This window comes from Gammaproteobacteria bacterium (genome assembly GCA_024235095.1).
In the GTDB taxonomy this organism is placed as follows: domain Bacteria; phylum Pseudomonadota; class Gammaproteobacteria; order Competibacterales; family Competibacteraceae; genus UBA2383.
The window spans coordinates 139678-162792 of the sequence record JACKNC010000004.1 but is presented as its reverse complement, the minus strand read 5'-3'; the positions used below and the strand labels follow the sequence as shown (position 1 = coordinate 162792).

18 protein-coding genes are annotated in these 23115 nt (G+C 55.3%); 5 read left to right on the top strand and 13 right to left on the bottom strand.

Annotated features, from left to right (window positions below; translation table 11 throughout):
• Window positions 1–49 precede the first annotated feature (49 nt).
• From H6973_20700 to H6973_20690, 3 genes are read right to left on the bottom strand one after another with little or no spacing between them, the layout of a single operon-like run.
• Window positions 50–2467, bottom strand: a complete 2418-nt coding sequence (locus H6973_20700) for a DUF5110 domain-containing protein (GenBank protein ID MCP5127935.1) — start codon at window positions 2465–2467, stop codon at window positions 50–52.
• Between the two features lie 18 nt (window positions 2468–2485).
• Window positions 2486–3256: a response regulator gene (locus tag H6973_20695; protein MCP5127934.1), complete on the bottom strand. Its 771-nt coding sequence runs from the start codon at window positions 3254–3256 to the stop codon at window positions 2486–2488.
• Between the two features lie 5 nt (window positions 3257–3261).
• Window positions 3262–6783, bottom strand: a complete 3522-nt coding sequence (locus tag H6973_20690) for a CHASE domain-containing protein (protein ID MCP5127933.1) — start codon at window positions 6781–6783, stop codon at window positions 3262–3264.
• A 382-nt stretch (window positions 6784–7165) separates the two neighbouring features.
• Between H6973_20690 and H6973_20685 the strand changes: the two genes are divergently transcribed.
• Window positions 7166–7639, top strand: a complete 474-nt coding sequence (locus H6973_20685) for a PaaI family thioesterase (protein MCP5127932.1) — start codon at window positions 7166–7168, stop codon at window positions 7637–7639.
• 78 nt (window positions 7640–7717) lie between these two features.
• Window positions 7718–8023, top strand: a complete 306-nt coding sequence (locus H6973_20680; GenBank protein MCP5127931.1) for an IS1 family transposase — start codon at window positions 7718–7720, stop codon at window positions 8021–8023.
• 244 nt (window positions 8024–8267) lie between these two features.
• Here the strand turns inward: H6973_20680 and clpB are convergent, their stop codons facing one another.
• The 8 genes from clpB to H6973_20640 all read right to left on the bottom strand — a co-directional run bounded on the left by clpB (window position 8268) and on the right by H6973_20640 (window position 16152).
• On the bottom strand, window positions 8268–10865 hold the full coding sequence (clpB, locus tag H6973_20675; protein MCP5127930.1) for an ATP-dependent chaperone ClpB: 2598 nt from the start codon (window positions 10863–10865) through the stop codon (window positions 8268–8270).
• 121 nt (window positions 10866–10986) lie between these two features.
• Window positions 10987–11526: a DUF4388 domain-containing protein gene (locus H6973_20670; protein MCP5127929.1), complete on the bottom strand. Its 540-nt coding sequence runs from the start codon at window positions 11524–11526 to the stop codon at window positions 10987–10989.
• A 59-nt stretch (window positions 11527–11585) separates the two neighbouring features.
• Window positions 11586–12488 carry a DUF3365 domain-containing protein gene (locus tag H6973_20665; GenBank protein ID MCP5127928.1) on the bottom strand — a complete coding sequence of 301 codons (903 nt, stop codon included), beginning with the start codon at window positions 12486–12488 and terminating at the stop codon, window positions 11586–11588.
• Window positions 12489–12707: 219 nt separating this feature from the next.
• Window positions 12708–12926, bottom strand: coding sequence for a hypothetical protein (locus H6973_20660; protein ID MCP5127927.1), 219 nt, complete (start codon window positions 12924–12926; stop codon window positions 12708–12710).
• A gap of 523 nt (window positions 12927–13449) precedes the next feature.
• The gene (locus H6973_20655) at window positions 13450–14304 is read right to left on the bottom strand and encodes an alpha/beta hydrolase (GenBank protein MCP5127926.1); all 855 of its coding nucleotides are present in this window, start codon (window positions 14302–14304) and stop codon (window positions 13450–13452) included.
• Between the two features lie 26 nt (window positions 14305–14330).
• Complete coding sequence (locus H6973_20650) at window positions 14331–14657, bottom strand: antibiotic biosynthesis monooxygenase (protein MCP5127925.1); 327 nt, start codon at window positions 14655–14657, stop codon at window positions 14331–14333.
• 21 nt (window positions 14658–14678) lie between these two features.
• A complete protein-coding gene (gene ubiA / locus H6973_20645; GenBank protein ID MCP5127924.1) occupies window positions 14679–15560 on the bottom strand; it encodes a 4-hydroxybenzoate octaprenyltransferase in 882 nt (293 codons plus the stop codon).
• Entirely contained in the window at window positions 15550–16152 is a 603-nt protein-coding gene (locus H6973_20640; protein ID MCP5127923.1) for a chorismate lyase, read from the bottom strand. The genes ubiA and H6973_20640 overlap by 11 nt, the downstream gene beginning before the upstream one ends.
• Before the next feature lie 218 nt (window positions 16153–16370).
• Here H6973_20640 and H6973_20635 point away from each other — a divergent pair, with 218 nt between their 5' ends.
• Window positions 16371–17546 (top strand): cation:proton antiporter, encoded by a 1176-nt coding sequence (locus tag H6973_20635; GenBank protein ID MCP5127922.1) that lies wholly within the window; start codon window positions 16371–16373, stop codon window positions 17544–17546.
• 40 nt (window positions 17547–17586) lie between these two features.
• Here the strand turns inward: H6973_20635 and H6973_20630 are convergent, their stop codons facing one another.
• Window positions 17587–19071 carry an ABC transporter substrate-binding protein gene (locus H6973_20630; GenBank protein ID MCP5127921.1) on the bottom strand — a complete coding sequence of 495 codons (1485 nt, stop codon included), beginning with the start codon at window positions 19069–19071 and terminating at the stop codon, window positions 17587–17589.
• Window positions 19071–20504: a GGDEF domain-containing protein gene (locus H6973_20625; protein ID MCP5127920.1), complete on the bottom strand. Its 1434-nt coding sequence runs from the start codon at window positions 20502–20504 to the stop codon at window positions 19071–19073. The genes H6973_20630 and H6973_20625 overlap by 1 nt, the downstream gene beginning before the upstream one ends.
• 134 nt (window positions 20505–20638) lie before the next feature.
• On the opposite strand from H6973_20625, the gene H6973_20620 reads away from it, so the two are divergent.
• Together H6973_20620 and tkt are read left to right on the top strand one after the other, a co-directional pair.
• A complete protein-coding gene (locus tag H6973_20620) occupies window positions 20639–20806 on the top strand; it encodes a hypothetical protein (protein ID MCP5127919.1) in 168 nt (55 codons plus the stop codon).
• A gap of 123 nt (window positions 20807–20929) precedes the next feature.
• Window positions 20930–23023, top strand: coding sequence for a transketolase (tkt, locus tag H6973_20615; GenBank protein MCP5127918.1), 2094 nt, complete (start codon window positions 20930–20932; stop codon window positions 23021–23023).
• The last annotated feature ends 92 nt before the right edge of the window (window positions 23024–23115 follow it).

The window sequence follows — 23115 nt, the reverse complement described above, 5'->3', positions numbered from 1 at the left end:
GTAATGGATATCTGTAGCAACGCACGACCATGCATCGCTACTCAAGTATCTAGACAAGCACCTCCCACTGTCGGCGCAGCCATTCGCGCTGACTGGATTGTAAAGGGCGAATTTCCGTATGGCCGTTGAGCGTCAACTCCAGTTCCGTTATCCCTGGGCGACCATAAATCACTGGCGTAAACATCACCGTGTTTTGCGGATAGTCGCCAGTCTCGGTGATCTCCAATCGTAGCTGTTGGTCATCGATTTCCGCCAGAATGGTAGCGACGCCATAGCCGCCGCTCTGGTAACGCCGAGTTTCCTGGTCATCCAGGTAATAATCGAATCGTGCGGGCCGATCGCGACAGAACAGATGCAACTCCAACTTGCCCAAATCCATAAAACTGTTGCATAGCGGCCCGGAGTAATACGGCAACACGGCTCCATCCCGAACGAACAATGGCAACTCGTCCAAAGCGGCGGCGTAGTGGAGAACGCGCCCACCGTTCAGCCATTCGCCGCGATTCAGATCGAACCAGGCACCCGGCGGCAATAATACTGAGCGTTCCTGCATCTTGACGCCGTGACGGATGATTTCCGGCCCCTGCCCTTCGCCATGCAGGATTGGCGCGACCAACAGGGCGTCGCCGACCAGATATTGATCATCCAGATGCGCATATTCCGGCCCCTCATAGTGATAAAGCAGCGGACGGATGATGGGATCGCCGTCCCGCCAGTGGGCGAAAAAGCACTGATAGAGATAGGGCAACAGGCGGTAGCGGGTGCAAATCGCACCGCGAATCGCCGCCAGCGCCTCTGCGCCGAATTGCCACGGTTCCTGCTGCCGGGAATGACGGATCGCATGGTTACGGAAAAAAGGGAACAGGCAGCCAGCCTGATGCCAGCGCACCAGTAGTTCCGGGCTGGCGTCATCCATGAAGCCGCCCACGTCCGGGCCGTTGAACGCCACCCCGGACAGGCTCAAATTTAGCGAACAGGGCAACGCCATGCGCAGATGCTTCCAGCTGCTGGCGTTATCGCCGGTCCATACTGCGCTGTAACGCTGGGTTCCAGCGCAAGCGCTGCGGGTCAGCAGGAACGGGCGCCCCTCGGAATGAAGCCGGTCGCAGGCCATGCGACTGGCCAGCGCCATGAAATGCGCATACTGATTGTGATAGCGATCATGGGGTACGGAACCTTGGGCGAAACGCATTTCTTCGCTGCGACTGTAGCCGGTCGCGGGGTCGTTCATGTCCAGCCACACGCCGTCCACAGCGCTCTCGCGCAAAAAATCGGCCAGCCTGCCCGCCCACCAGTCACGGGTATTTTCCAACGTGAAGTCGGGAAACACTGTATCACCGGGCCAGACCTTGCCAACATAATCGCGCCCACTAGCGGTTTGGCAAAATGCTTGCTGTTCCCGCCCGCTGTCGTAAACCGGATAACCGGGTTCACGCTTGACGCCAGGATCGACAATGATCACTGCACGAATCCCTGCTGCCTGTAGCTCCTGATTCAGCGCAGCGGGATCGGGGAATGCTTGCCGGTTCCAGGTGAATAACCGGAAGCTGTCCATGTAGTCGATGTCGTACCACAGGGCGCTGACTGGCAGATCAGCGGCGGCGAATTGCGCGGCCAGTTCGCGGAATTCCGTCGCACTCCGATAACTCCAGCGGCATTGGTGATAACCAAGCGCCCAGAGCGGCGGTAGCGGCGCACGCCCGGTCAGCGTTGCATAACGTCGAACCACATCGGCCAGACCGGGACCGGCCAGCGCGTAAAAGTCGGTCACGCCACCAAACGCCTGATACCAGAACTCGCCGGGGCGACTCTTGCCAGCATCCATCACCGCGTGACCGGGATTGTCGAAGAACAGGCCGAGAAAGCCATCGCCAATCTTGAGAATCGCCAGCGGGATAGCGACGTAGGTCGGGTCGTAGTCATCGCGGGCGTAGGTATGGCGAAATACGGCGACTACGTCCACGGTCAGGAACTCAGCGCTGTCGCCCAGTTTGTTGAGTCGCCGGGTGCGCTCGCCGAAGCCGTAGCAACCTTCCACGCCGCTTAACGCGAAATTGAGCAACAAATTTTCCCCACACGCGCCAATACCCTCGGCGACGGTTTCCAGCGCCACGCCGGCCAGCTCCAGCCGCAGGCGGGATGCGCTCAATTCAATGTGGCCAGCGGCAGCGGAAAATCGCGCACAATTAGTTTCCCTCCACCCAAGTGGAGGAGGGTTAGGATGGGGGGAGACTTTCGGCGCAACCGGGCGACCTTCCCGCAACTCCGGTAATACCGCATCGGAGTGCTGGCGTGGGTCGGCATCAGCCGCATTTTCGAATCGGAGCCGCAAACAGCCATCCGTAATATCAGCGCAGCGCACGATTAACCGAACGCCTGGTCCGCTGAGTTCAACCGCATCCTTGTTGACCGTCCACTGTTCGGGAATATCGAAATTCAGCGGGTGGATTTTCTGGCCAAAGAACATGGCGATCTCCTCTGACGATCAGTCAATCTCGATTTGTCGCTGATATTTCCTGCTTTGAGTAATATCGGTGAAAAGGCTGACATAGAGCGCCACTTTGCCGCTGGGCGCGGGCGCCGCCGAAATGCTGGTCATTTGGGCGTAAATCTCGCCATTCTTACGGCGGTTCCAGATTTCCCCATACCAGTGGCCTTTCTCCTGCAGGTCTTCCCACAACGTCTGATAGAATTCCGAACGATGATAGCCGGATCGCAGCAGGCGCGGGGTTTGTCCGATTGCTTCTGCACGGCGGTAACCGGTGATTTCGCTAAACGCCCGGTTGACATCCAGAATGCATTCGCTAGGATCAGTAATCAGAATCCCTTCGCGGGCGTGTTCAAACACACTGGCCGCCAGCCGCAGAGCCTGCCCGGTGCGTCGTAATGCGATCTGGGTGCGAATTCGCGCTTGAGCGATCGCGATATTGACCGGTTTGGTCAGATAGTCCACCGCACCCAGTTCGAGACCTTTCATTTCGCTGGCTGTGTCGCTCAGGGCTGTGACAAAGATCACCGGCATATCCTGCGTGAGCGGATTACGCTTCAGGCGACGGCAGACCTCGTAACCGTCCATGCCCGGCATCATCACGTCCAACAGAATGAGGTCGGGTTGTTCATCTTCAGCCAGAATCAATCCGTCCTCGCCGCATGTTGCGAACAACACCTGATAGTTCTGCTGCAAGGCTTCGTTCAGAATATGGATGTTCGCCGGAATGTCATCGATGACCAGAACCTTGGGCAAGGCTTCGTTCATGAGCTTTAGTCCAGCATCCAGCCTTGCGCCGTGGCCAGATCGCGCAGTTGTTCCAGGGCTGCCCGATATTTGAGCTGTCGCACATTCCGGCTGATCTCAGCCAGACTACTGGCCAAGGGGGTGTTCGCCACTAACTTTTCGATCTCTTTTAAGTGGTTCTGCGCTTGCAGGTTATTCCGCTTAAGTGAGGCGGCCATTTGCTTCATCAGCGCCAGCACCTGTTGATGATCCTCAATAATCAGTGTCTTTTGTTGACTTTGCGCTTCTATGGAAGGAGCGAGTTGCTCATCCAGCATCTGCACAATGAGGTCGCAGAGATGACCGAGCTGACTGGACAACTCGGGAACGCGATCCAGGCGTTGCTGCTTAATAGCCGCATCAAGATCCACGGCTAATTCTTGCAGGGAAATCATGCCCAGGTTACCCGCTTCGCTTTTCAGGTCATGCGCGACGCGACGTATTTCATCGATCTGGCCGGTCTTCAGCAACTGCTTCAATTCCACGCCCAAGTGGCGGCGGGATTGGGCAAAGCTTTCGAGCAGACTGCGGTAGAGTTCGGTATTGTCGCCCAGCCGGGACAGAGCCTCCCCGGCCAGGATGCCAGGCAACTCGGGCAAAAAGTTTTTTTCTTCAACCGGGGGAGTTATCATGAATGGTTCCTTGACGGCTGCGGGGCGCGAACCATTCTCCGGTTCGGGCGAAACGGATGTCGTCGGCGCGCAAGTCCAGCGCACCAGTAAAGCGGGCAATTGATTAACATCAAACGGCTTGGCAATGTGATCATTCATGCCAATTTCCAGGCAGTGGGCGTGATCTTTATCAAAGGCGCTGGCCGTCATGGCGATAATCGGCAACTGTTCGGCGGAGAAGCGTTTGCGCAACTGCCGGGTCGCCTCAAAACCATCCATGACCGGCATCTGCAAGTCCATGAGCACCACGTCATAGTTGCTGGCGGACTGAATCCGTTGCACGGCATGCTGACCATTGCCTACACAATCCACGATCATTCCTAAGTGACGCAGGAATCCGTAGGTGACCTGCTGATTGAGAAGATGATCTTCCACCACCAGAACGCGCTTGCCCGTCAATTGCTGCTTCCAGTCCGGGGGCAGGATGCCTACAGGTTCGTTTTCGCCAGTTTGACCTATACCAAACGGCAAAGTAACCGTAAACGCACTGCCCTGGCCCGCCTGGCTTTCCACCTGGATATCCCCGTGCATCAGCCTGGCTAAACGCTGGCTGATCGCCAATCCCAGCCCTGTCCCGCCGAAGCGCCGGGTGGTGGAGCTTTCACCCTGCACGAAAGGCTGGAACAACTGATTCATTTGCGCGGGCGGCATACCGATACCGGTGTCGCTGACGATGAAGTCGAGCGTCACATGGTCGTCCTGTTGATCGCGCTGCCGCACCTGGACCGTGACCTGGCCAGCTTCAGTGAATTTTACGGCATTGCTGATCAAATTGTTGAGGATCTGACTGAGGCGCAATGGATCGCCCTGCAACCGCGGCGGAACATCGGCATCCACCATCAGGCTGAAGCGAAGGGGGTGATCGCGCTGGGGGGTGGTCGCTAATGTTGTCAACGGCTCAAGTACGCTCACCAGTGGGAAGACCACTTGCTCCAATTCCAGGCGATTGGCTTCGATTTTGGAAAAGTCCAGAATATCGTTGATGATGCTGAGCAACAATTGAGCGGACTGGTCGATCTTCACCAGGCAATCGCGTTGTTTGGCGGAAAGATCGGTTTGCTGAACCAGGTGATTCATGCCAATAATCACGTTCATCGGGGTGCGAATCTCATGGCTCATGTTCGCCAGAAACTCGCTCTTGGCGCGGTTGGCCTCTTCCGCCAGTCGCCGCGCTTTCTCCATTTCCAGCTCAGCTTGCTTTTTCGTAGTCATATCGGTGATCGCGCCAACATGACCCGTTAACTCGCCTGCTTCGCTAAGTACGGGAACCGCCTGGCCCAACACCCAGGTTGCTTCGCCATCGGGCCGAAGAAATCGGTACTCCAGGCGAAAAGGCGTGAGCGTTTTCGTCGCCTCGCGCCAGTGGTGGATCACCATCGGCTTGTCCTCCGGATGAATCGCATAAGTCCAGCCGCTGCCATAAGCGTCCTCAGCAGGGATCCCGGTGATGTCACACCACAACCGATTCACATAGAGGCAACTGCCCACCGCATCGGTGCGGTAAATACCTACGGGAGCCGCCTCGGCCAGGGTCGCGTAATTCCGTTCGCTCGCTTTGAGAGCATTTCTGATCCGCATTGGCTCAGTAATATCTTGCACCGTGCCGATTCCGGTCACGGGATGGCCCGCTGCATCGAAGATCAATTCAGCACGCTCGCGGACCCAGAGCGTTTTGTCATCAACGACGATGCGATGCTCAATATTATAAGGTTTTCCCTCTAGCGCCTGGTCCCACTCGGCCAGGACGGCGCCACGATCATCCGGGTGGAGTCGTCTGACGAAATCCTCCAAGGTAATCGCCTGGCCCTGCTTGTAACCGAACAGACGGTAGGTTTCAGCCGACCACTGTAAACGTCCGGTCGCGATTTCGAGAATCCAACTGCCAGTTTTAGCCACCGCTTGCGCGCGATTCAAATCATTTTCGGTCTTCATCAGCGCCAGGTTGGCGTGTTGCAAGTCCTCCGTCATTCTTTGGGCCAACGCCCGGACGGATTTATGTTGTTTGGAAACAGACCCGATAATGATAAACAACAGCAAATCAATAACAATGCCGCCGATTGCCACAATCAACGGCTGACTGGCTTCCGCAGTGGAAATGTAGCCGGAATGCACATACAGGGAAAGAGTCCAGGCGCGCCCCGCTGGTGAAATGTGCAGAGTGCGGGAAAGCACCGGTGGCTCGTCCAGTTCGCGCTCACGGTCATGCGGATTACTGTCGAACAGTAGCCGGTCGAGAGTTTGCGTTGCGCCGTCGTAAATTTGCAGATCGATGCCAGCCATCCCGGCGCCCAGAATTCCCTCCATTAAATCCCTGACGCGAAAGGGACTATAGACATAGCCCCGCAGATTGGCGCGGCGCTGCTCGATGGTTTGGGTGGGCGCTCCATTGCGATACAAAGGAATATATAATAGGAAGCCGCGTTGAGTATCCTGATTGGTTTCCTGCACCAAGGTCACGATGCCGGACAAGGCGGGTTCGCCCGTATCCCGGGCTTTCTCCATGGCGGATCGGCGCACGGGTTCGGAAAACATATCGTAGCCGAAAGCGCGCAGATTCCGTCCGGCGAAGGGCTCCAGGTAAATAATCGCTGTATAAATCTCTCGTTCGTCTTCGGGGTAAAGCGTATAATCTGGAAATCCCTGAGCGCGGATTTGCTGGATGTGCGCCGCCTTGTCCTGGGATGGAACGACCAGACTGAACCCGATGCCCTGAATTCCGGGATAATAACGGTCAATTTTCAACTTGCTGACATAAGTGCGCCATTCTTCCCGAGTGACATTTTCTGATGCGGCAAACAGCCCTAATCCTCCTTGCAAAACGGTCTCATACTCAATCATGCGTTTGAGAATTGCTTCCTTAATATCCTCAGTTTGGAAATAAAAGCGATCATCGGCGCGTTGATAAACAAATTTTTCCGAGATATACCAAGCGGCTGCGGTTAGAATCACTGAGCAGAACAGAATTACCCAAGCAGTAATTGGATGGTGCAGTATTGCGCCAATCTTTTTTCGATAATCTGACATGATGTAAAAATTGATTGAGGATAATAAAAAACCAGTGCAGCCGATGGATAATGAATTATTATAGTATTATAAAATATTCAGCCGTTTTTAGTTTTTCATCAATCAGTTTTGACTTTCGCCTCCTGCTGCGCATCCAGCAGCGGGAAACTTACCGCCAGTTCAGGATCACACTGGCGCCCATCCAGGAGATATTTCTATGAATTCAAAAGCCTTTCAAGATTTTTATCCCAAGGAACTCAGTCATTGCTATGGTTGTGGCCGGCTCAACGAACATGGTCACCAGATCAAGAGCTACTGGGACGGCGAGGAAACCGTGGCTTCTTTCACCCCGCAACCTTATCACATCGCGATTCCCGGTTATGTTTATGGCGGTTTGTTGGCCTCGCTCATTGACTGCCACGGCACCGGCACAGCGGCGGCGGCGGCTTATCGCGCCGCTGGGCGAGAGATGGATAGTCAACCTCCCCTGCGCTTCGTCACCGCTTCGCTTCAGGTCGAGTACCTGCGACCGACGCCGTTGGGCGTACCGCTGGAAATCCGTGGTCGTATCGAGGAAGTCAAGGAGCGCAAGGTGGTGGTGAAAGCCACGGTCACCGCCAACGGCGAAGTTTGCGCACGCGGCCAAGTCATCGCAGTGCGAATGCCGGAAAATATGATGCCTGCCGGGTAGTGTTCTAGACTTGGATATATTGTATTCTAGCCTAAAATTTTCTTAAGTATTTTTAATCTTTATTTAAGGAATTTCAATATGGTTTTAACCACTGTCCTTTGCCCCGTTTGTCGTCACGACAACATTTCAAAGCGTGGGAAAACAGAGAATGGAAAACAACGCTATCTTTGTCAGAACCCGGAATGCTCTATCAAAACATTTATTTTAGACTATGATTATAATGGATATTTGCCTGAAGTCAAAAATAAGATTATTGACATGGCGATCAATGGCAGTGGAATCCGGGATACCGCGAGAATTTTAGACATCAGTCCGACGACCGTCATTAATGAACTAAAAAAAAAGAATCTTGCCTTGAGTCCCTTTGCCAAAGAGGGGGACTGAACGATTACCACAGTGACATCGTCAGTAGCGGCGCTGTTAGCGTCAAGGATCGCCTGCCGCAGCGAACCAGGGCCGCTGTCGTTAAGATTGGTAACAGTAAAGGTGGCGCTATATACAGAAGCGCTAATAAAAACACTGAAACCTAACGTCTTGGATAAAAATAGGGGTACCATTTTAGTCGACAGAACATGAAACCCAACATCCTGGACACAGGCTGTTGGGTAACTTGCATCAGGGTGAGGGATTACTTCCCCAACCGCACCCCGCCCCCCTTGCCAAACGCCAAACCGTCCTGGCCCACGTTCACAGCGATGACATCGCCCGGCCCGAATTCCCCGGCCAAAATGCGCCGCGCCAAGGGATTCTCCAGCTCCTGCTGGATCGCCCGCTTCAGGGGCCGCGCCCCATAAACCGGATCGAAACCGGCTTCGCCCAGTTTATCCAGAGCCGCTGCGCTGACCTCAAGATCAATATGCCGGTCGGCCAACCGTTGCCGCAAATAGCCGATCTGAATATCGGCGATGGCGCGAATTTGCTCGCGGCCTAATGGATGGAACACGACCACTTCATCAATCCGGTTCACAAACTCGGGACGGAAATGATCCGCTACCTGCGCCATGACCATGCTCTTCATCAACGGGTAGTTATCCTGCGCCGCCAGTTCCTGGATCATCTGCGACCCCAGGTTGGAGGTCATCACCACCACGCAGTTGCGGAAATCCACGGTGCGTCCCTGACCATCGGTCAATCGGCCATCGTCCAATACCTGTAGCAGCACGTTGAACACGTCCTGATGCGCTTTCTCGATCTCGTCAAGCAGGATGACGCTGTAGGGCCGCCGCCGCACCGCCTCGGTCAGGTAGCCGCCCTCCTCGTAACCAACATAACCGGGCGGCGCGCCGATCATCCGCGCTACCGAGTGTTTCTCCATGAACTCGGACATGTCGATGCGCACCATGGCTTCGTCGGTGTCGAACAGGAACGCGGCCAACGCTTTGCACAGCTCGGTCTTGCCCACTCCGGTCGGGCCGAGAAACAGGAAGGAGCCATTAGGCCGATTCGGATCAGACAAGCCAGCGCGGGAGCGGCGAATCGCATCGCATACCGCCTTGACTGCATCATTCTGCCCGACCACCCGGCGCTGAATGGCTTCTTCCATCCGCAGCAACTTTTCGCGTTCACCTTCCAGCATTTTGGCGACGGGAATCCCAGTCCATTTGGAAACAACCTCGGCGATTTCCTCATCCGTGACCTTGTTGCGCAACAGCTTGAACTGGCCCACCTCAGCAGCCGTCGCCTGGTTTAACCGCCGCTCCAAATCCGGGATACGGCCATAAGTCAATTCCGACATGCGCGCCAGATCGCCGGCGCGGCGGGCAGCGTCCAGCTCCAGTCGCGCCCGCTCCAGTTCCTCCTTAACCTGGGCGGAACCGTGCAGCGCCAACTTCTCCGCCTTCCAAACTTCTTCCAGATCGTAATATTCCTGCTCCAGTCGGGTGATTTCCTGCTCCAGCAATTCCAAACGCTTTTTGGAGGCTTCGTCGCTTTCCTTTTTCAAGGCTTCGCGTTCGATCTTGAGCTGAATCAGCCGCCGTTCCAGCCGATCCATATTTTCCGGCTTGGAGTCGATCTCCATGCGGATGCGGCTGGCCGCCTCGTCCACCAGGTCAATCGCCTTGTCCGGCAAATTACGGTCGGTAATGTAGCGGTGCGACAGCGTGGCGGCGGCAACAATCGCTGGATCGGTGATCTCCACCCCATGATGCACCTCGTAACGCTCGTTCAACCCGCGCAGAATGGCGATAGTGTCCTCGACACTCGGTTCGTTGACCATCACCTTCTGAAAACGCCGCTCCAACGCCGCGTCTTTCTCAACATATTTTCGGAACTCATCCAGGGTCGTTGCCCCGATGCAGTGTAGTTCGCCGCGAGCCAGCGCTGGTTTGAGCATATTGCCAGCGTCCATTGCTCCCTCAGCCTTGCCCGCGCCGACCATGGTGTGCAGTTCATCGATGAACAGAACGATCTGTCCTTCCTGCTTGGCGAGGTCTTTTAACACCGCCTTCAGCCGTTCTTCGAATTCGCCGCGAAACTTGGCGCCGGCGATCAGTGCACCCATGTCCAGTGCCAACACCCGCTTGTTCTTCAGACCTTCCGGCACTTCGCCATTGACAATGCGCTGGGCCAGACCCTCGACAATGGCCGTTTTCCCGACGCCCGCCTCGCCGACTAGCACTGGGTTGTTTTTGGTGCGCCGTTGCAGGACTTGAATCGTGCGCCGGATTTCGTCATCCCGCCCGATTACTGGATCAAGCTTGCCCTGCTCGGCCCGCTCAGTCAGGTCGATGGTGTACTTTTCCAGCGCCTGGCGTTGATCCTCAGCATTCTGGTCCGCGACCTTCTGGCCACCACGCAGGGCATCGATGCCGCGTTCGATTAAGGTCTTCGTCGCGCCGGCCTTGTGCAGCAACGCACCTAGTTCGCTCTTGTCCTCCAGCGCCGCCAGCACGAACAACTCGGAGCTGATGTAAGCGTCCTTGCGCTGCTGGGCCAGTTTGTCAGTCAGATTCAACAACCGCGACAAGGCATTGGAGATTTGTACATCACCACCGGTCCCAGTGACCTGGGGCAACCGATCCAGCGCCTCATTCAGTTGCGAGCGCAGCAAATTAAGGTTGACATCAGCCTGAGCCAATAGCGGGCGCACCGTACCGCCTTCCTGGTCCAGCAGGGTCGCCATTACATGCACCGGTTCGATGAATTGATGGTCGCGGCCCACTGCTAGACTCTGGGCGTCGCTCAAGGCCATTTGAAATTTGTTGGTCAACTTGTCCATTCGCATTGATGGGTACTCCTATGACAGGATTATTTCCCTGGCAAATGGTGGTGATTTGGGGGAAATTCAAGGAATGGCGCATCAACAAACCTGTATCTGCTCTCCAAAGCATGAATAGGGGGATAGATCAGTTTAGTCGTTGCCGCACTCGTTCCCGGAATTGAGTCGCCGACTGCGCATTCGGAATTTCGTCGGCGAGCGCATCGATGGCGGCAGCCAGCGTGGTGGCGTCTCGAAAATGATCAACACAGATCAAGTTGGCGATAGGGCCGATGAATTCCTTGAGCGTTTGCTCCAGGATCGTTTTGGCAGTCGTCGTCAGTGGAGCATGCGCAGGCTCTTGAACGGGTTGAGGCAGCGTAGCGGCAGAGCTAGCGCCTTCGAAAATGGCCAAAATGTCTGCAGTGGGCGGCAAGGCCATCCGGGTTGTTGGCGGCGCCCCCTTGGTAAAGGCGATACTGCCGTTTTCTATACCGAGCATGACCGGAATCGCGTCAGCGCCCTGTTTTTTTTGGGCTTTCAGAAAGACGATTTCGCCATCGTGCAGGCCAATCTGGCCCAGAAAATGTCCGTTCTCAATAGCATACAAGAGACCGGTCTGTTTTTCCTGGCATAATTTGCGTAATTGGGCAACGATCGCCAAAAATGATAAAGACTGTTCAAACATGATAGCGTCTCGTGATTCAGTTGAGGCATGGGCTTTTTCTGACCATGCCTCATTTGGGATTAGGAGAGAGTTTTCTGTAATCGCTTCATGGCGACTACGACGCTATTGCGCAACAAGCCAACCGCATGTTGTACATGGTCGACTTCATCGTGACTGTCTGGTTTGTCCTGCAACGTCAACCCTAACTCACCTTGAGCGATGCGTTCGGTGGTCTGCGCCAATTTTTTCAGGCGCATTATAATTGATTGGTGGGTATATAGAAAATTCAGGAGGAACGCCACCACGATCAAGCCAAGCGTGTAGGGATTCAGGAAAGTCTGCAAAACGTTAATCAGGGTGATATCCGGCAATTTGACGCTGATAATGCCGCGCACATCGCCGACCTTGTAGCCAAACGCCCGTTTGTCGCCATATTTGGCAATAACATCCGCTGGCGCGTCTTTCGGATCGCCATGGCATTTTAAGCAGGATTCCTTGACTAGGATCGGCTGGGCATAGCGGTAAAAAGCGCCTTCGTACGTGTCGTTGTACTTGACATCGCGATTGGCTTTGAACGCCTGGATCGAAGCGGTCTCAAAGCGATCCGGGGCGTTGGCGGGGTTGCGATATTCATCGCTGGTGACGCGAAAAGTAGCGCGGGTCGCTGTCTTGCTGACGATGTCCGAGAGTTCACGGGTCGCTAATGCGGGATTTTTCGAGAAAAACTCCATCGTGTTGTCATGGTTGCTACGCTTACCGAGAAAATCGCGGAAGCCAGGCGCTAAATGGTCGACCCAAACCACGCCGGTATTCGCTACCCATGCACGGAAAGCAATTACCTGTTCGGCCGAAGCTATGGCTTCATTGCGCAATTGAGCGGTTTTCAGGTTGTAAATGCCGATGAAAAGCCCAGTGATAATGAGCGCCAACGTCAGGATGAAGATCAGGGAGTATTTGAGTTGAATGCTCCACTTGGAAAACATGAGAATGACTCCTCTACTTTAGGTACGCAAGATGAAGAAGGAAGATCGGATAATTTTGAACCGGATTAATGACTTAGCGCCTATCGGTCACAAAATTGTGAAAATAACAAAATGGTACATATAGTAAAACAGTTTTTGGATAGTTCTCCGGGTGCTCAAACCATTGCGGTATCCCTTGCCCGACGGAATAATCAATATGAAACAGTTTTACTATAAATTTCATAAAGTTGCTAATAAAAACTCGGTTTTATCGTCGGCGAATTCTGTCATAAATCCGATGGTCGCTAAGCCACAACCGGCAATTGCTCCAAAGCAATACAGCCATGACAACTCACTGATAATATAATTTGCATTTTCAAATAGATAATTGAATAACCATAGAGAAAATAGTAAAATGATGGTCGATGAGAAAAGGACAAAGTAGTGTTTGAGGTTCATGATCAACGGCTCCTAAGCTATATTTGAGGTGTGTGACTTTCCCTGTCTTAATAGCCAATTCCGGGCCAACAATGAACATTTATTCAAGTTATTGTACTTTAAATATAATTTAATGATTGGTGCTTGATGCGCAGGAAATAAATTACAATTTTTTTTGTTATCCAGTTGTTATATTTTAATAAATTATAATAAATTTAATAAATTAAAAATGAACAACTAAAGTCGTTAATAACAATTTATATTGTACCTGAATGGACGAACGGGTAGTTAAATAGTTTTCATACTTTTTTATTGACATAAAATTTTAACTATACCAATTTTGTTTTATTAGTAATAATAAATTTAAATAATAAAAATAAGGTTAAAAACGTATAGACTAGCCATTGTCCTGCTAATAGAGAAATTCACTAAAATATTCGTCATATAATTGATTTTTATAAATTATTAAAAAATACATCCCTTGGAATGTAGGGATCACTGCTAGCGAGACTACAGAAGGATGGTTCCGATAGCAGAAGAGGCGCTATGCGGTGGTGACCGCCGCGAAGAATGGCTTTAGTAAATCAGCACAGGATTGAGGGTCTTCCAGGTGGGGGTGGTGTCCACCAGGCAAAACTTTAACAGTCAATTGGGGAATGCGTGCGTAACGCTCTTGCATGTAGGCGCGCTTGACTAGATAGCCGTCCGCGCCGCAGATCAACAGCGCCGGGACCTGAATCCGTTCCATGTAGGCCAGGATTTGCCGTTCGCTCAGATACAGCGGCGAGACAAAGCGCAGGCGGGGATCAGTGCGCCAGCCATAACCCTCGCCGACCGCTTGCAGGCCGCGCCCGACCAGAATGCTTGCCGCCAACCACGACAGACCGCTGGCTTCACAACGGGCCTGAATAGCGGCGTCTACACTGGGATAAATCGGTGGGTGCTTGCGCGGCAGGGCATTCATCTGCTCAATTGCCTTGCGCAAGTCCGCTGGACCGTCAGCGGGATGGCTGGTCGGCGGCCCGAGACCCTCGATCATCGCCACCCGGCTGACCCGTTCTGGCAAGGCGGCAGCCATGAAACTGACCAAACCGCCGCCCAGCGAATGACCCAGCAGAGCGAAGCGATCCCAACCCAGCGCATCGGCGGCAGCCACCAGATCGGCAATAAAATCCACGAAGTGATAAGGGACGCCGGGCGGGCGGTGATCCGACCCGCCATGTCCGGTCAGATCGACCGCTACCAAGCGCATGTCAGGCAACAGAGGCGCCAGGGCGTCAAAACTGGCGGCGTTATCCAGCCAGCCATGCGCGGCAAGCACGGGGGTTCCATCCGGCGGCCCCCAAGCTCGCGCCGCAAGGTTTAGCCAGGGCGTCCGCAGGCACAACTCCTCAACCACGCGCAGGACGCTCCGTCACTGACCACTCACCGCTCGCTGCCCGGATAATTCCAACCCTCGTCGTCCGGGAATAGATTGACATATTTCACACTACTACGGGGTTCGGCCATCATATCAGCTACGGTATCGCGCCACATTGCGTAGTGCGCGGTTTCCTTATGCTGAGCGGGCGCATCGACTGCGCGATAGATCTCGATGAGCACAAAGCGAGTGGGATCATCGGTTTGTTGAATGACATCGAACCGGACAATACCCGGTTCATGGACACTGTGCCGGGCGTTTTCCAGTGAGGCGTTCTTGAAGGTTTCAATGCAGTCCGGTTTGACGTGGACGAAGACATGAACGATTAACATAGTTCTTCTCCCAATGAAGGTTCAGGTAGCCGCGGCTGGCAGGAAATCCACCAACAATCCGCAGAAAATGGCTAATCCAAAGGCATTATTGTTGAGAAACGCCTTGAAGCATTCTTCCGGCGCACGGTCACGGATCAGGTATTGCTGATAGAGCGCCAGCCAACTCGCCGTCAATAATCCCAGATAATAGACGCCGCCTCGACCGCTTAACAGGCCGATGCCCGCCAATAGCGTCAGCAAGGCGGCTTGCAGATAACCGATGATTTGCTTATCCCGGTCGCCAAACAAAATAGCCGTGGATTTTACGCCGATCTTGAGATCATCTTCCCGGTCGACCATCGCGTACTCGGTGTCATAAATGACGGACCACAAAACATTGGCCAGGAACAGCAACCAGGCGATCAACGGCAATTCATTGCTGACTGCCGCGTAGGCCATGGGAATCGCCCAGCCGAAGGCTGCGCCCAGATGAATCTGAGGCAAGGAGTGCAGCCGCTTCATGAAGGGGTAACTGATGGTCAGCGCCAAACCGATAAAGGCTAATTGAATGGTCAGCGTGTTCTGCGTTAGCACCAGGGCGAAGGCCAGCAGGATCAGGGCCGCCGTCACGCCAGCCGCTTCGCTCAGGGTAACCCGTCCAGCCGCCAGAGGGCGATCGCGGGTGCGGGCAACATGCGGATCGAAATCGCGATCGGCGATATCGTTGATCACACAACCTGCAGAGCGCATCAGAACTACGCCGAGTACGAAAACCAGCACAGTGCTGGCAGGAGGTTGGCCGTTCCCAGCCAGCCATAAGGCCCATAGGGTCGGCCATAGCAACAAATATATGCCAATTGGACGATGCAAACGCATCAGTAGTGCGTATTCACGAAATCGATCTTCAAAAACGTCAATATTCATGGTAAGGGCGAATCCGATCAGCAGGAGATGCCGGTGAATCAGGCAGGAAAATTTCGCAGACCAGCAGGGGCTGGCCATCGATACGAAAAATGGAGCGTCGTCCCCAGATCGCGTCTGGAGGTTCGGCAAAGCCGGCAAAAGCGCATTGATGCAGCCGTTGGCCAGTAATAATACGAGCAATTTCCACAGGGCCGCGTTGAACGCCGGGGTCTGAGAACAGCACTTCACCCAAAGGGCGATTGCCCAACTGGGTGAGCCGACGACCACGGCCTCGCAGGGTCGCCGCTGGAATCAGCGTCCGAGCAAAGACCCAAGGTTGATCACCGCAGAAGAGCTGTACCTCGCGCGTCCACGTTCGAGCCTCCAGACGCAGGCGCAAGACCCGCGCTTCATCCCGATAAGGACGGCTCCAACCCTGCCGGAGCACCCGTACCTGGAACCGGTCTGGACAGCACTGGCGCAACCGCCAAGTCAGTGAACCGGGATCAAATAGCCAGCAGGCCAACCCAGGCGGCGGATTGCATGCCGCGCCCACCCGATAGCGGCGCCAGCGGGGTAGGTTATTGAACAAGTTAGCGTCAGTGTTATTCAAGGGTTCTTATTCGGGCTATCGCCAGGACAGCGAAAAAATGCATTATGGCATGGTTGCCGGGTTTGGCGGGAAACATGCCTTGCGATGTCGCCCAGTCTCGTTATCATCGCGCTTGCTGTTATAGTAGTGTCCGAACGAAAATGCTGGCGCGCCAACCTGGCGGATTTCTGTTCAGGCGCTATTGGAGCGAGCGATTTCATCCGTCTAACGAGTCCATCATGCACGAAGCCCAAAACGCTCTGGTTTTCTCCCTGTTCCTCATTTTTACCGGCGCGGCGGCGTGCGCTACGTTGGCATTGTACGCCCGTCAGGCCTTGCCCATCGCCTACATCGTGCTGGGCATCGCCATCGGTCCCTACGGTTTTCGGTGGATCGACAATGCAGCCGCGATTGAAGAAATGGCGCAGGTGGGCATTATGTTTCTGTTATTCCTGCTCGGGCTGGATCTGTCGCCACAACGCTTGCTGCAAATGCTACGCAAGGCCACGCTGATTACCTTCGGTACTTCGCTGGTCTTCGCCATACTGGGCGCGGGAGTCGCCTGGTTGTTCGGCTATACCTTAGGCGAGTGCTTGCTGATTGGCGCGGCAATGACCTTCTCCAGCACCATCATCGGTCTCAAACTGCTGCCCACTCGCACCCTGCATCACCAGCATACCGGTGAGATTATCATCAGTATCCTGCTGTTGCAGGATTTGCTGGCGATCGCCATTTTGCTGCTGATTGAGGGACTGGGCGGACGCGGTTCCTCATTACAAGGACTGGGCCTGCTCATTGTGACGCTGCCCATGCTGCTGGGCTTCGCCTTCCTGGTTTCACGCTATCTCCTGATCCCGCTGATCCATAAATTTGACAAGATTCGTGAATACATCTTCCTGGTCGCGATTGGCTGGTGTTTATGCATCTCACAGATCGCCGCTCTCTTAGGACTCTCCTATGCGATTGGCGCATTCATCGGCGGAGTGGCGCTGGCTGCCAGCCCCATTGCCCTGTACATTGCGGAAAGCCTCAAACCCCTGCGTGATTTCTTTCTGGTGCTGTTCTTCTTCTCGCTGGGCGCCGGCTTCGACCTGGGTATGCTGAGCACGGTGTTCTTTCCCACCCTGGTATTGGGCGTATTGCTGATGGGGGTCAAACCCTGGGTGTTTCGCGGTTTCCTGCAATGGGCCGGGGAGCGACCGCGCATTGCCATGGAGGTCGGCGTGCGTTTGGGACAGGTGAGCGAGTTTTCACTGCTGATCGCGGTGCTGGCCCAACAGAATGAGCTGATCAGCCGGGAGGCGTCGTATCTGGTGCAGGCGACGACCCTCCTGACTTTCATCGCCTCGACCTATTATCTGGTGCTCACCTACCCCACGCCAGTGGCGATTTCCGACAGTTTGCGGCGGGATTAGCCCCTTGCAAGGGCGCTGGATGATCCAAGCAACAACTTTATTATGGATCAATCCAGCGCACATCCTCCAGTACGATCGACGGTATCGGCGTTTCTTCCCAGAAACCGGTCAGACGACGATGCATCAGGCTTAATTCAGGGAGCATGTAAAGAAAGACGTTCACGGCGTCTTCAGTAACCTGCTGCTGGGCTTCACCGAGCCAGTGGAGCAACTCTGATTCGCTGTGGGCGTTTAACACGTGCTCCCAAATGGCCTTAAATGCCTTATTGTTATAGTTGAAGTAGTAATCATCGCGGGCGTAGATATCGAGATCCATCGGCTCAATGTGAACAATCAGGGTGAGCGCATAGTTTTTTTGCTCGAACACCTCGCTCATCCAACGCCGCCAGTCCAGTTGTTCCACCTCGACCCGAAAACCCACTGCCTCCAGGTCCGCCGCAATTTTCAGACTGCCATACCGGCCATAATCGGTCGGTGGCGCTTTCAGCGTTACGGGCGCGCCATTTTCCACGCCGGCGGCGCGCAGCAGAGCGCGGGCGCGCGCCGGGTCGTAGGGGTAACGATTGACCAGATTGATGTAGCCAGGACGCCAGGGCGCGAAGTGGCTGCCAATCAGTTCCGGTTTGAAGGGGGGGCCGTACAAAGCGCTCAGCCGGACGCGGTCAATGGCGTGGGCCAGCGCTCGGCGCACCCGCAGGTCGTTGAAGGGCGGACGGGCGTTGTTGATAGCTAACAGCGTTTTGCCTTCAATCTTGCGTGGAATCATCTGGAAGTCTGGACGAATCAGGAAGCGATTCGTCAACGCCGTCACACTCATTAGTCCATCCACCAGTCCTTCGGCCAGCAGGGTCTCCTTTTCTGCGGCGGTCTGCATGTAGATGAACTCGGCGCGTCGCAAAGCCGGTTTTTTTCCCCAGTACGTGTCATTGCGCTCCAGCCAGGTCGAATGCCCGCGCTTCCAGTCCGCAAAGCGGAAGGGACCAGTGCCGACAGGGTGTGCGCCATTGTCAGCCGCCGTGTCAGGGTGCACCATGACGGCGGCAGGCAACGCCAGCGCAAATGGCAACAACGCATCAGGCCGTTTGAGTTGAATAATCAACAGATATGGCTCTTTTGCTTGCGCAGTTTCGATCTTTCCAAACCAGACTTTTTGCGGGTTTGCCGAGTTGGGTTCGATGATGCGGTTTATGCTGAACGCAGCCGTTTGCGCGTCGAAGGGCCGGCCATCGTGAAAGCGCACCCCCTTGCGCAACGTAAATGCGTAGCGCAATCCATCGTCTGATAAAGTCCAACCGGTCGCCAGCCGCGGTTGCAGGCGACCTTGGCCATCGATCACCGTCAAACCTTCAAATACATTGCACCAGGTGATTTCACCGGCGGAAGCTGAAGCGGTCCGCGTCGGGTCCAGGACTGGCGGCTCCAACTCAGTCCCCAGGCGAATGACATCGTGCGCTGCGACGGGCAGATTCAGGCCAACGAGCAGCATGCCAAAACCTAAAAAATGATACAGCCGCTTGATAATCATCAGGACATCACCTCTGGTGCGTCGCTCAAGTATTTCATAGCATTGAATAAGATGCTGGACGCGCGCACTTGATTACGTCCGCCATGTTTGGCGGTATACAGCGCTTCGTCGGCGGCACGCAGGGCGGCGTTTAACAAATGCTGCATTTGCTCCGGGTCTGCATCCTGCGGCAAGGGCAATCCTTCGATCAAGGTCAGGCCAAAACTCAGGGTGAGACGCAATGAGCCGCCATGATCGAGCGGCATGGGTTCGTCTGCGATGCGCTGCCGGATGCGGTCGAACACATCGCAGGCAATCATGATCGATTGCATTGGCGCCGCCACGCAAAACTCCTCGCCTCCCAAGCGGGCCAGCACATCGCTTTCGCGGAGACCGGCCTGAATCCACCGGACGATATGTTGCAGCGCCAAATCGCCGACAGCATGGCCATACCGGTCGTTAACGCGCTTGAAGTGATCGATATCGATAATGGCTATGCACAAAGGCGCGCGGCTGTGTTGCAGCAATTGGCGAGCGGCGACGTCGAAATGCCGCCGGTTAGCCAGTTGCGTCAGAGGATCGTGCTCAGCCAGAAAGGCCAGATCAGCATTGATCTGTTTCATGCGCGCTTCCTGCAACTGGATGCGCCTCACGTATCGCTTAACGGTGTAGGCCAGTTGCGCGACCTCATCATTGCCGCTGAGCGTCAGATCAGTGGGATCCACTTCATCTTGATCCACCGCTCGTTGCAACTTTACGACACGGTCCACTACCCCGTATTTGAAGTACAGACCAGCGCCGAGCGTGGAAAGCAATAAAAGAATGGTGAGGATGAAGAGATTTTGCTGATGATGTTGAATATCCTGGATAAGTTGTTCACTCTGGCTTTGCAGTTGTCGGCGTTTTGATGCCGAGAAATAGCTCATCAATACCGAGAGCTGGCTCGCTAGTTCGCGGTTATCCATCGAGAGTTGACGGATACGGCGAGCCTGTTCCTCCTGGTCGGGAGACACCGGTCCCTTGTCCGGGTGTTGCGCATCGATTCGATCACGCACCACCGCATTCAGCGTCTGGATGTTTTCTGACAGGCGGCGCTGCGCATCGGCGGCTCGTTCGATGAGGCGCCGATCTGGATCGGCGGACGTCAGTTCACCTGTTAGCTCGGTGATCCATGCCTGGCGGTCATTGAGTTCCATCACCGCGCGCCGGCGCTCAGCATGATGATCGGCGTGCGTCAGCATCAGTCCCAGGCCGATCAGCGTCTCGGTCTGCTGGATCAGGCGCACCGATGTCATCAACTCTTCAACCTCGACCTTGGTCAAACGCTCCTGACTTGCGCGCAGTCGATCGAAGACGCGGCCCGTCATAATCGTCGCCCCCATTGCCAAGATCGCTGCAAAGCTGAAAACGACGACAGTGCGAGCGGTCAGTCCGAAAATGATTTGCCTGCTCAAGGCTATCGGTAATCCGTGATCGTGTCCTGAAACTGATTCAAGTCCTGTCCAGCTAATTATAGTCAAGAATTGTTCCAGGGTGGCGCCGATCCGCAGAGTGACTGCCTGATTATCCTGACGCATTAAGTTCAATCATGACTAAAGGCATCCGCATCGGCGCAAAATCAATGATCGGCGGGCTCAGCCTGGGCTGTTTTACACAAATGATTGGCGTTTACTGCAATCTTTCCTATAATCGCCGCCATTTTTCGGCCGAACCGAATCCCAAAGGGGGGTTTGGCGCGACCGGACGTCCTTGGTGATCTCTCCGGTAAACGTCCCAGCAAGAGCGACGCGCGCAGCCGGATCGCAATGCATCTTACAGCACCACGTGATGCGTTCCGATCTTCCCCAGCTTTTTAAGTTGTACTGTAGGAGAGATGTTGATGCCTTTGCGTAGCGAACTGGCTGCCCGTTCTCTGGTGGATGCCTTGAGTGAGACCCCGATTATCTCCGGCCCCACTACTGCCAATCTGGAAACCCTGACCCCCTCGCGCCAGGAGCTGGCGAACGCCATCCGCGCCTTGAGCATGGACGCGGTGCAACGCGCCGAGTCCGGTCACCCTGGCGCTCCCATGGGCATGGCTGATTTTGGCGCCGTCCTGTGGAATGACTTTCTGCGCCACAATCCCGCCAATCCCAAGTGGTTGAATCGCGATCGGCTGATTCTGTCCAACGGTCACGGCTCGATGTTGTTGTATTCGCTGCTGCATCTGAGCGGCTACGACCTGACCATGGATGACCTGCGCAACTTCCGCCGCTTGGGTACGCGCACCCCCGGTCATCCTGAATACGGTCTGACGCCCGGCGTGGAAACCACCACCGGGCCACTGGGGCAGGGTCTGGCCAATGGCGTCGGTATGGCGCTGGCCGAACGGGCGCTGGCTACGCGCTTCAATCGTCCTGGATTTCCCATCGTCGATCATTACACCTACGTTATCCTCGGTGACGGCTGCCTGATGGAGGGCATTTCCTACGAAGCCTGTTCGTTGGCCGGCACCTGGGGGCTGGGCAAGCTGATTTGTCTGTATGACAGCAATGACATTTCCATCGACGGACCGGTCAGCGGCTGGTTCAGCGAGAATATCGTCAAGCGCTTCGAGGGTTTTGGCTGGCATGTGATCCCGAACGTCGATGGCCACGATCCGGATGCCGTACACTGGGCCATCAAGCAGGCGCACGCCTTCACCGGCAGCCCCACCTTGATCGTGTGCAAGACCACCATTGCCTGGGGATCGCCGAATAAGGGCGGCAGCGAAAAATCGCACGGCGCGCCACTAGGGGCCGCTGAGGTCGCCGCGACCCGTGAGAACATCGGTTGGCGACATGCGCCGTTCGAGATTCCCGACGAGTATTACCGGGCCTTTGACGCTCGCGCCAAGGGTGCTGACTGGGAAGGCGAATGGAATGAAATGTTTGCCCGCTACCGCGCGGAATACCCGGAAGCGGCGGCGGAACTGGATCGGCGCCTGGCCTGCGGCTTTCCCCCCGACTGGGAGGAACTAGCCTGGAGCTTCATTCAAGCTACTCAGGAACGTCACGAGGACCTGGCTACGCGGGCCGCTTCCCAGCGCGCGCTGGAAGCGTTCAATCCCCATTTTCCCAGTCTGGTCGGTGGTTCCGCCGATCTCACCGAGTCGACCGGCATTCCTTGGATCGGCTGTCGCCCGGTGGATTTCGAGCATCCCGACGGCAATCTGATTTACTATGGCGCTCGCGAGTTTGCGATGAACGCCATTATGAACGGGTTGGCGCTGCATGGCGGCTATGTACCGTTCGGCGGCACCTTCCTGATGTTCGCCGATTACGGGCGCAGCGCCATTCGCATGTCGGCATTGATGAAGCTGCGTTGCGTGTTCGTTCTGACCCACGATTCCATCGGTGTCGGCGGCGACGGTCCCACGCATCAACCGGTCGAACATGTCGCCAGCCTGCGCATTATCCCCGATCTGTCGGTATGGCGGACCTGCGACACCACGGAGACGGCGGTCGCCTGGAAAGCGGCGCTGGATCGCACCAATGGCCCCACCGCCCTGATTTTCACCCGGCAAAAGCTGCCGCATCAGGATCGTACGCCGGAGCAGGTGCGGGCCATTGCCCGGGGCGGCTACGTGCTGCTCGATTGCGGCGACGATCCCGAAGCGATCATCATCGCCACCGGTTCCGAAGTGCAATTGGCGATGGAAGCCGCCAAACGGTTAAACGGCCAGGGTCGGCGGGTGCGCGTGGTCTCCATGCCCTCGGTGGATGTGTTCGACGCCCAAGATGCAGCTTGGCGCGAATCAGTGCTGCCCGCGAAAGTGACCCGGCGCGTGGTGGTCGAGGCGGGCGTGACTGCGCCTTGGTACAAATACGCTGGTACGCAGGGCGCGGTTATTGGCATTGACTGTTTCGGCGAGTGCGGTGCGCCGGAAATTATTTTCCAACATTTCGGTTTTACCGCTGAACGGGTTGCAGCTACCGTGGAAGCACTGTTCTAGCTTATGCTGTTTTTTAATGAATCCGGTCTACACTTGATCGTGTTGGGTGGGTGATGACGCCCGCCTGTCTTCTGATGAAAACCACTGTGATG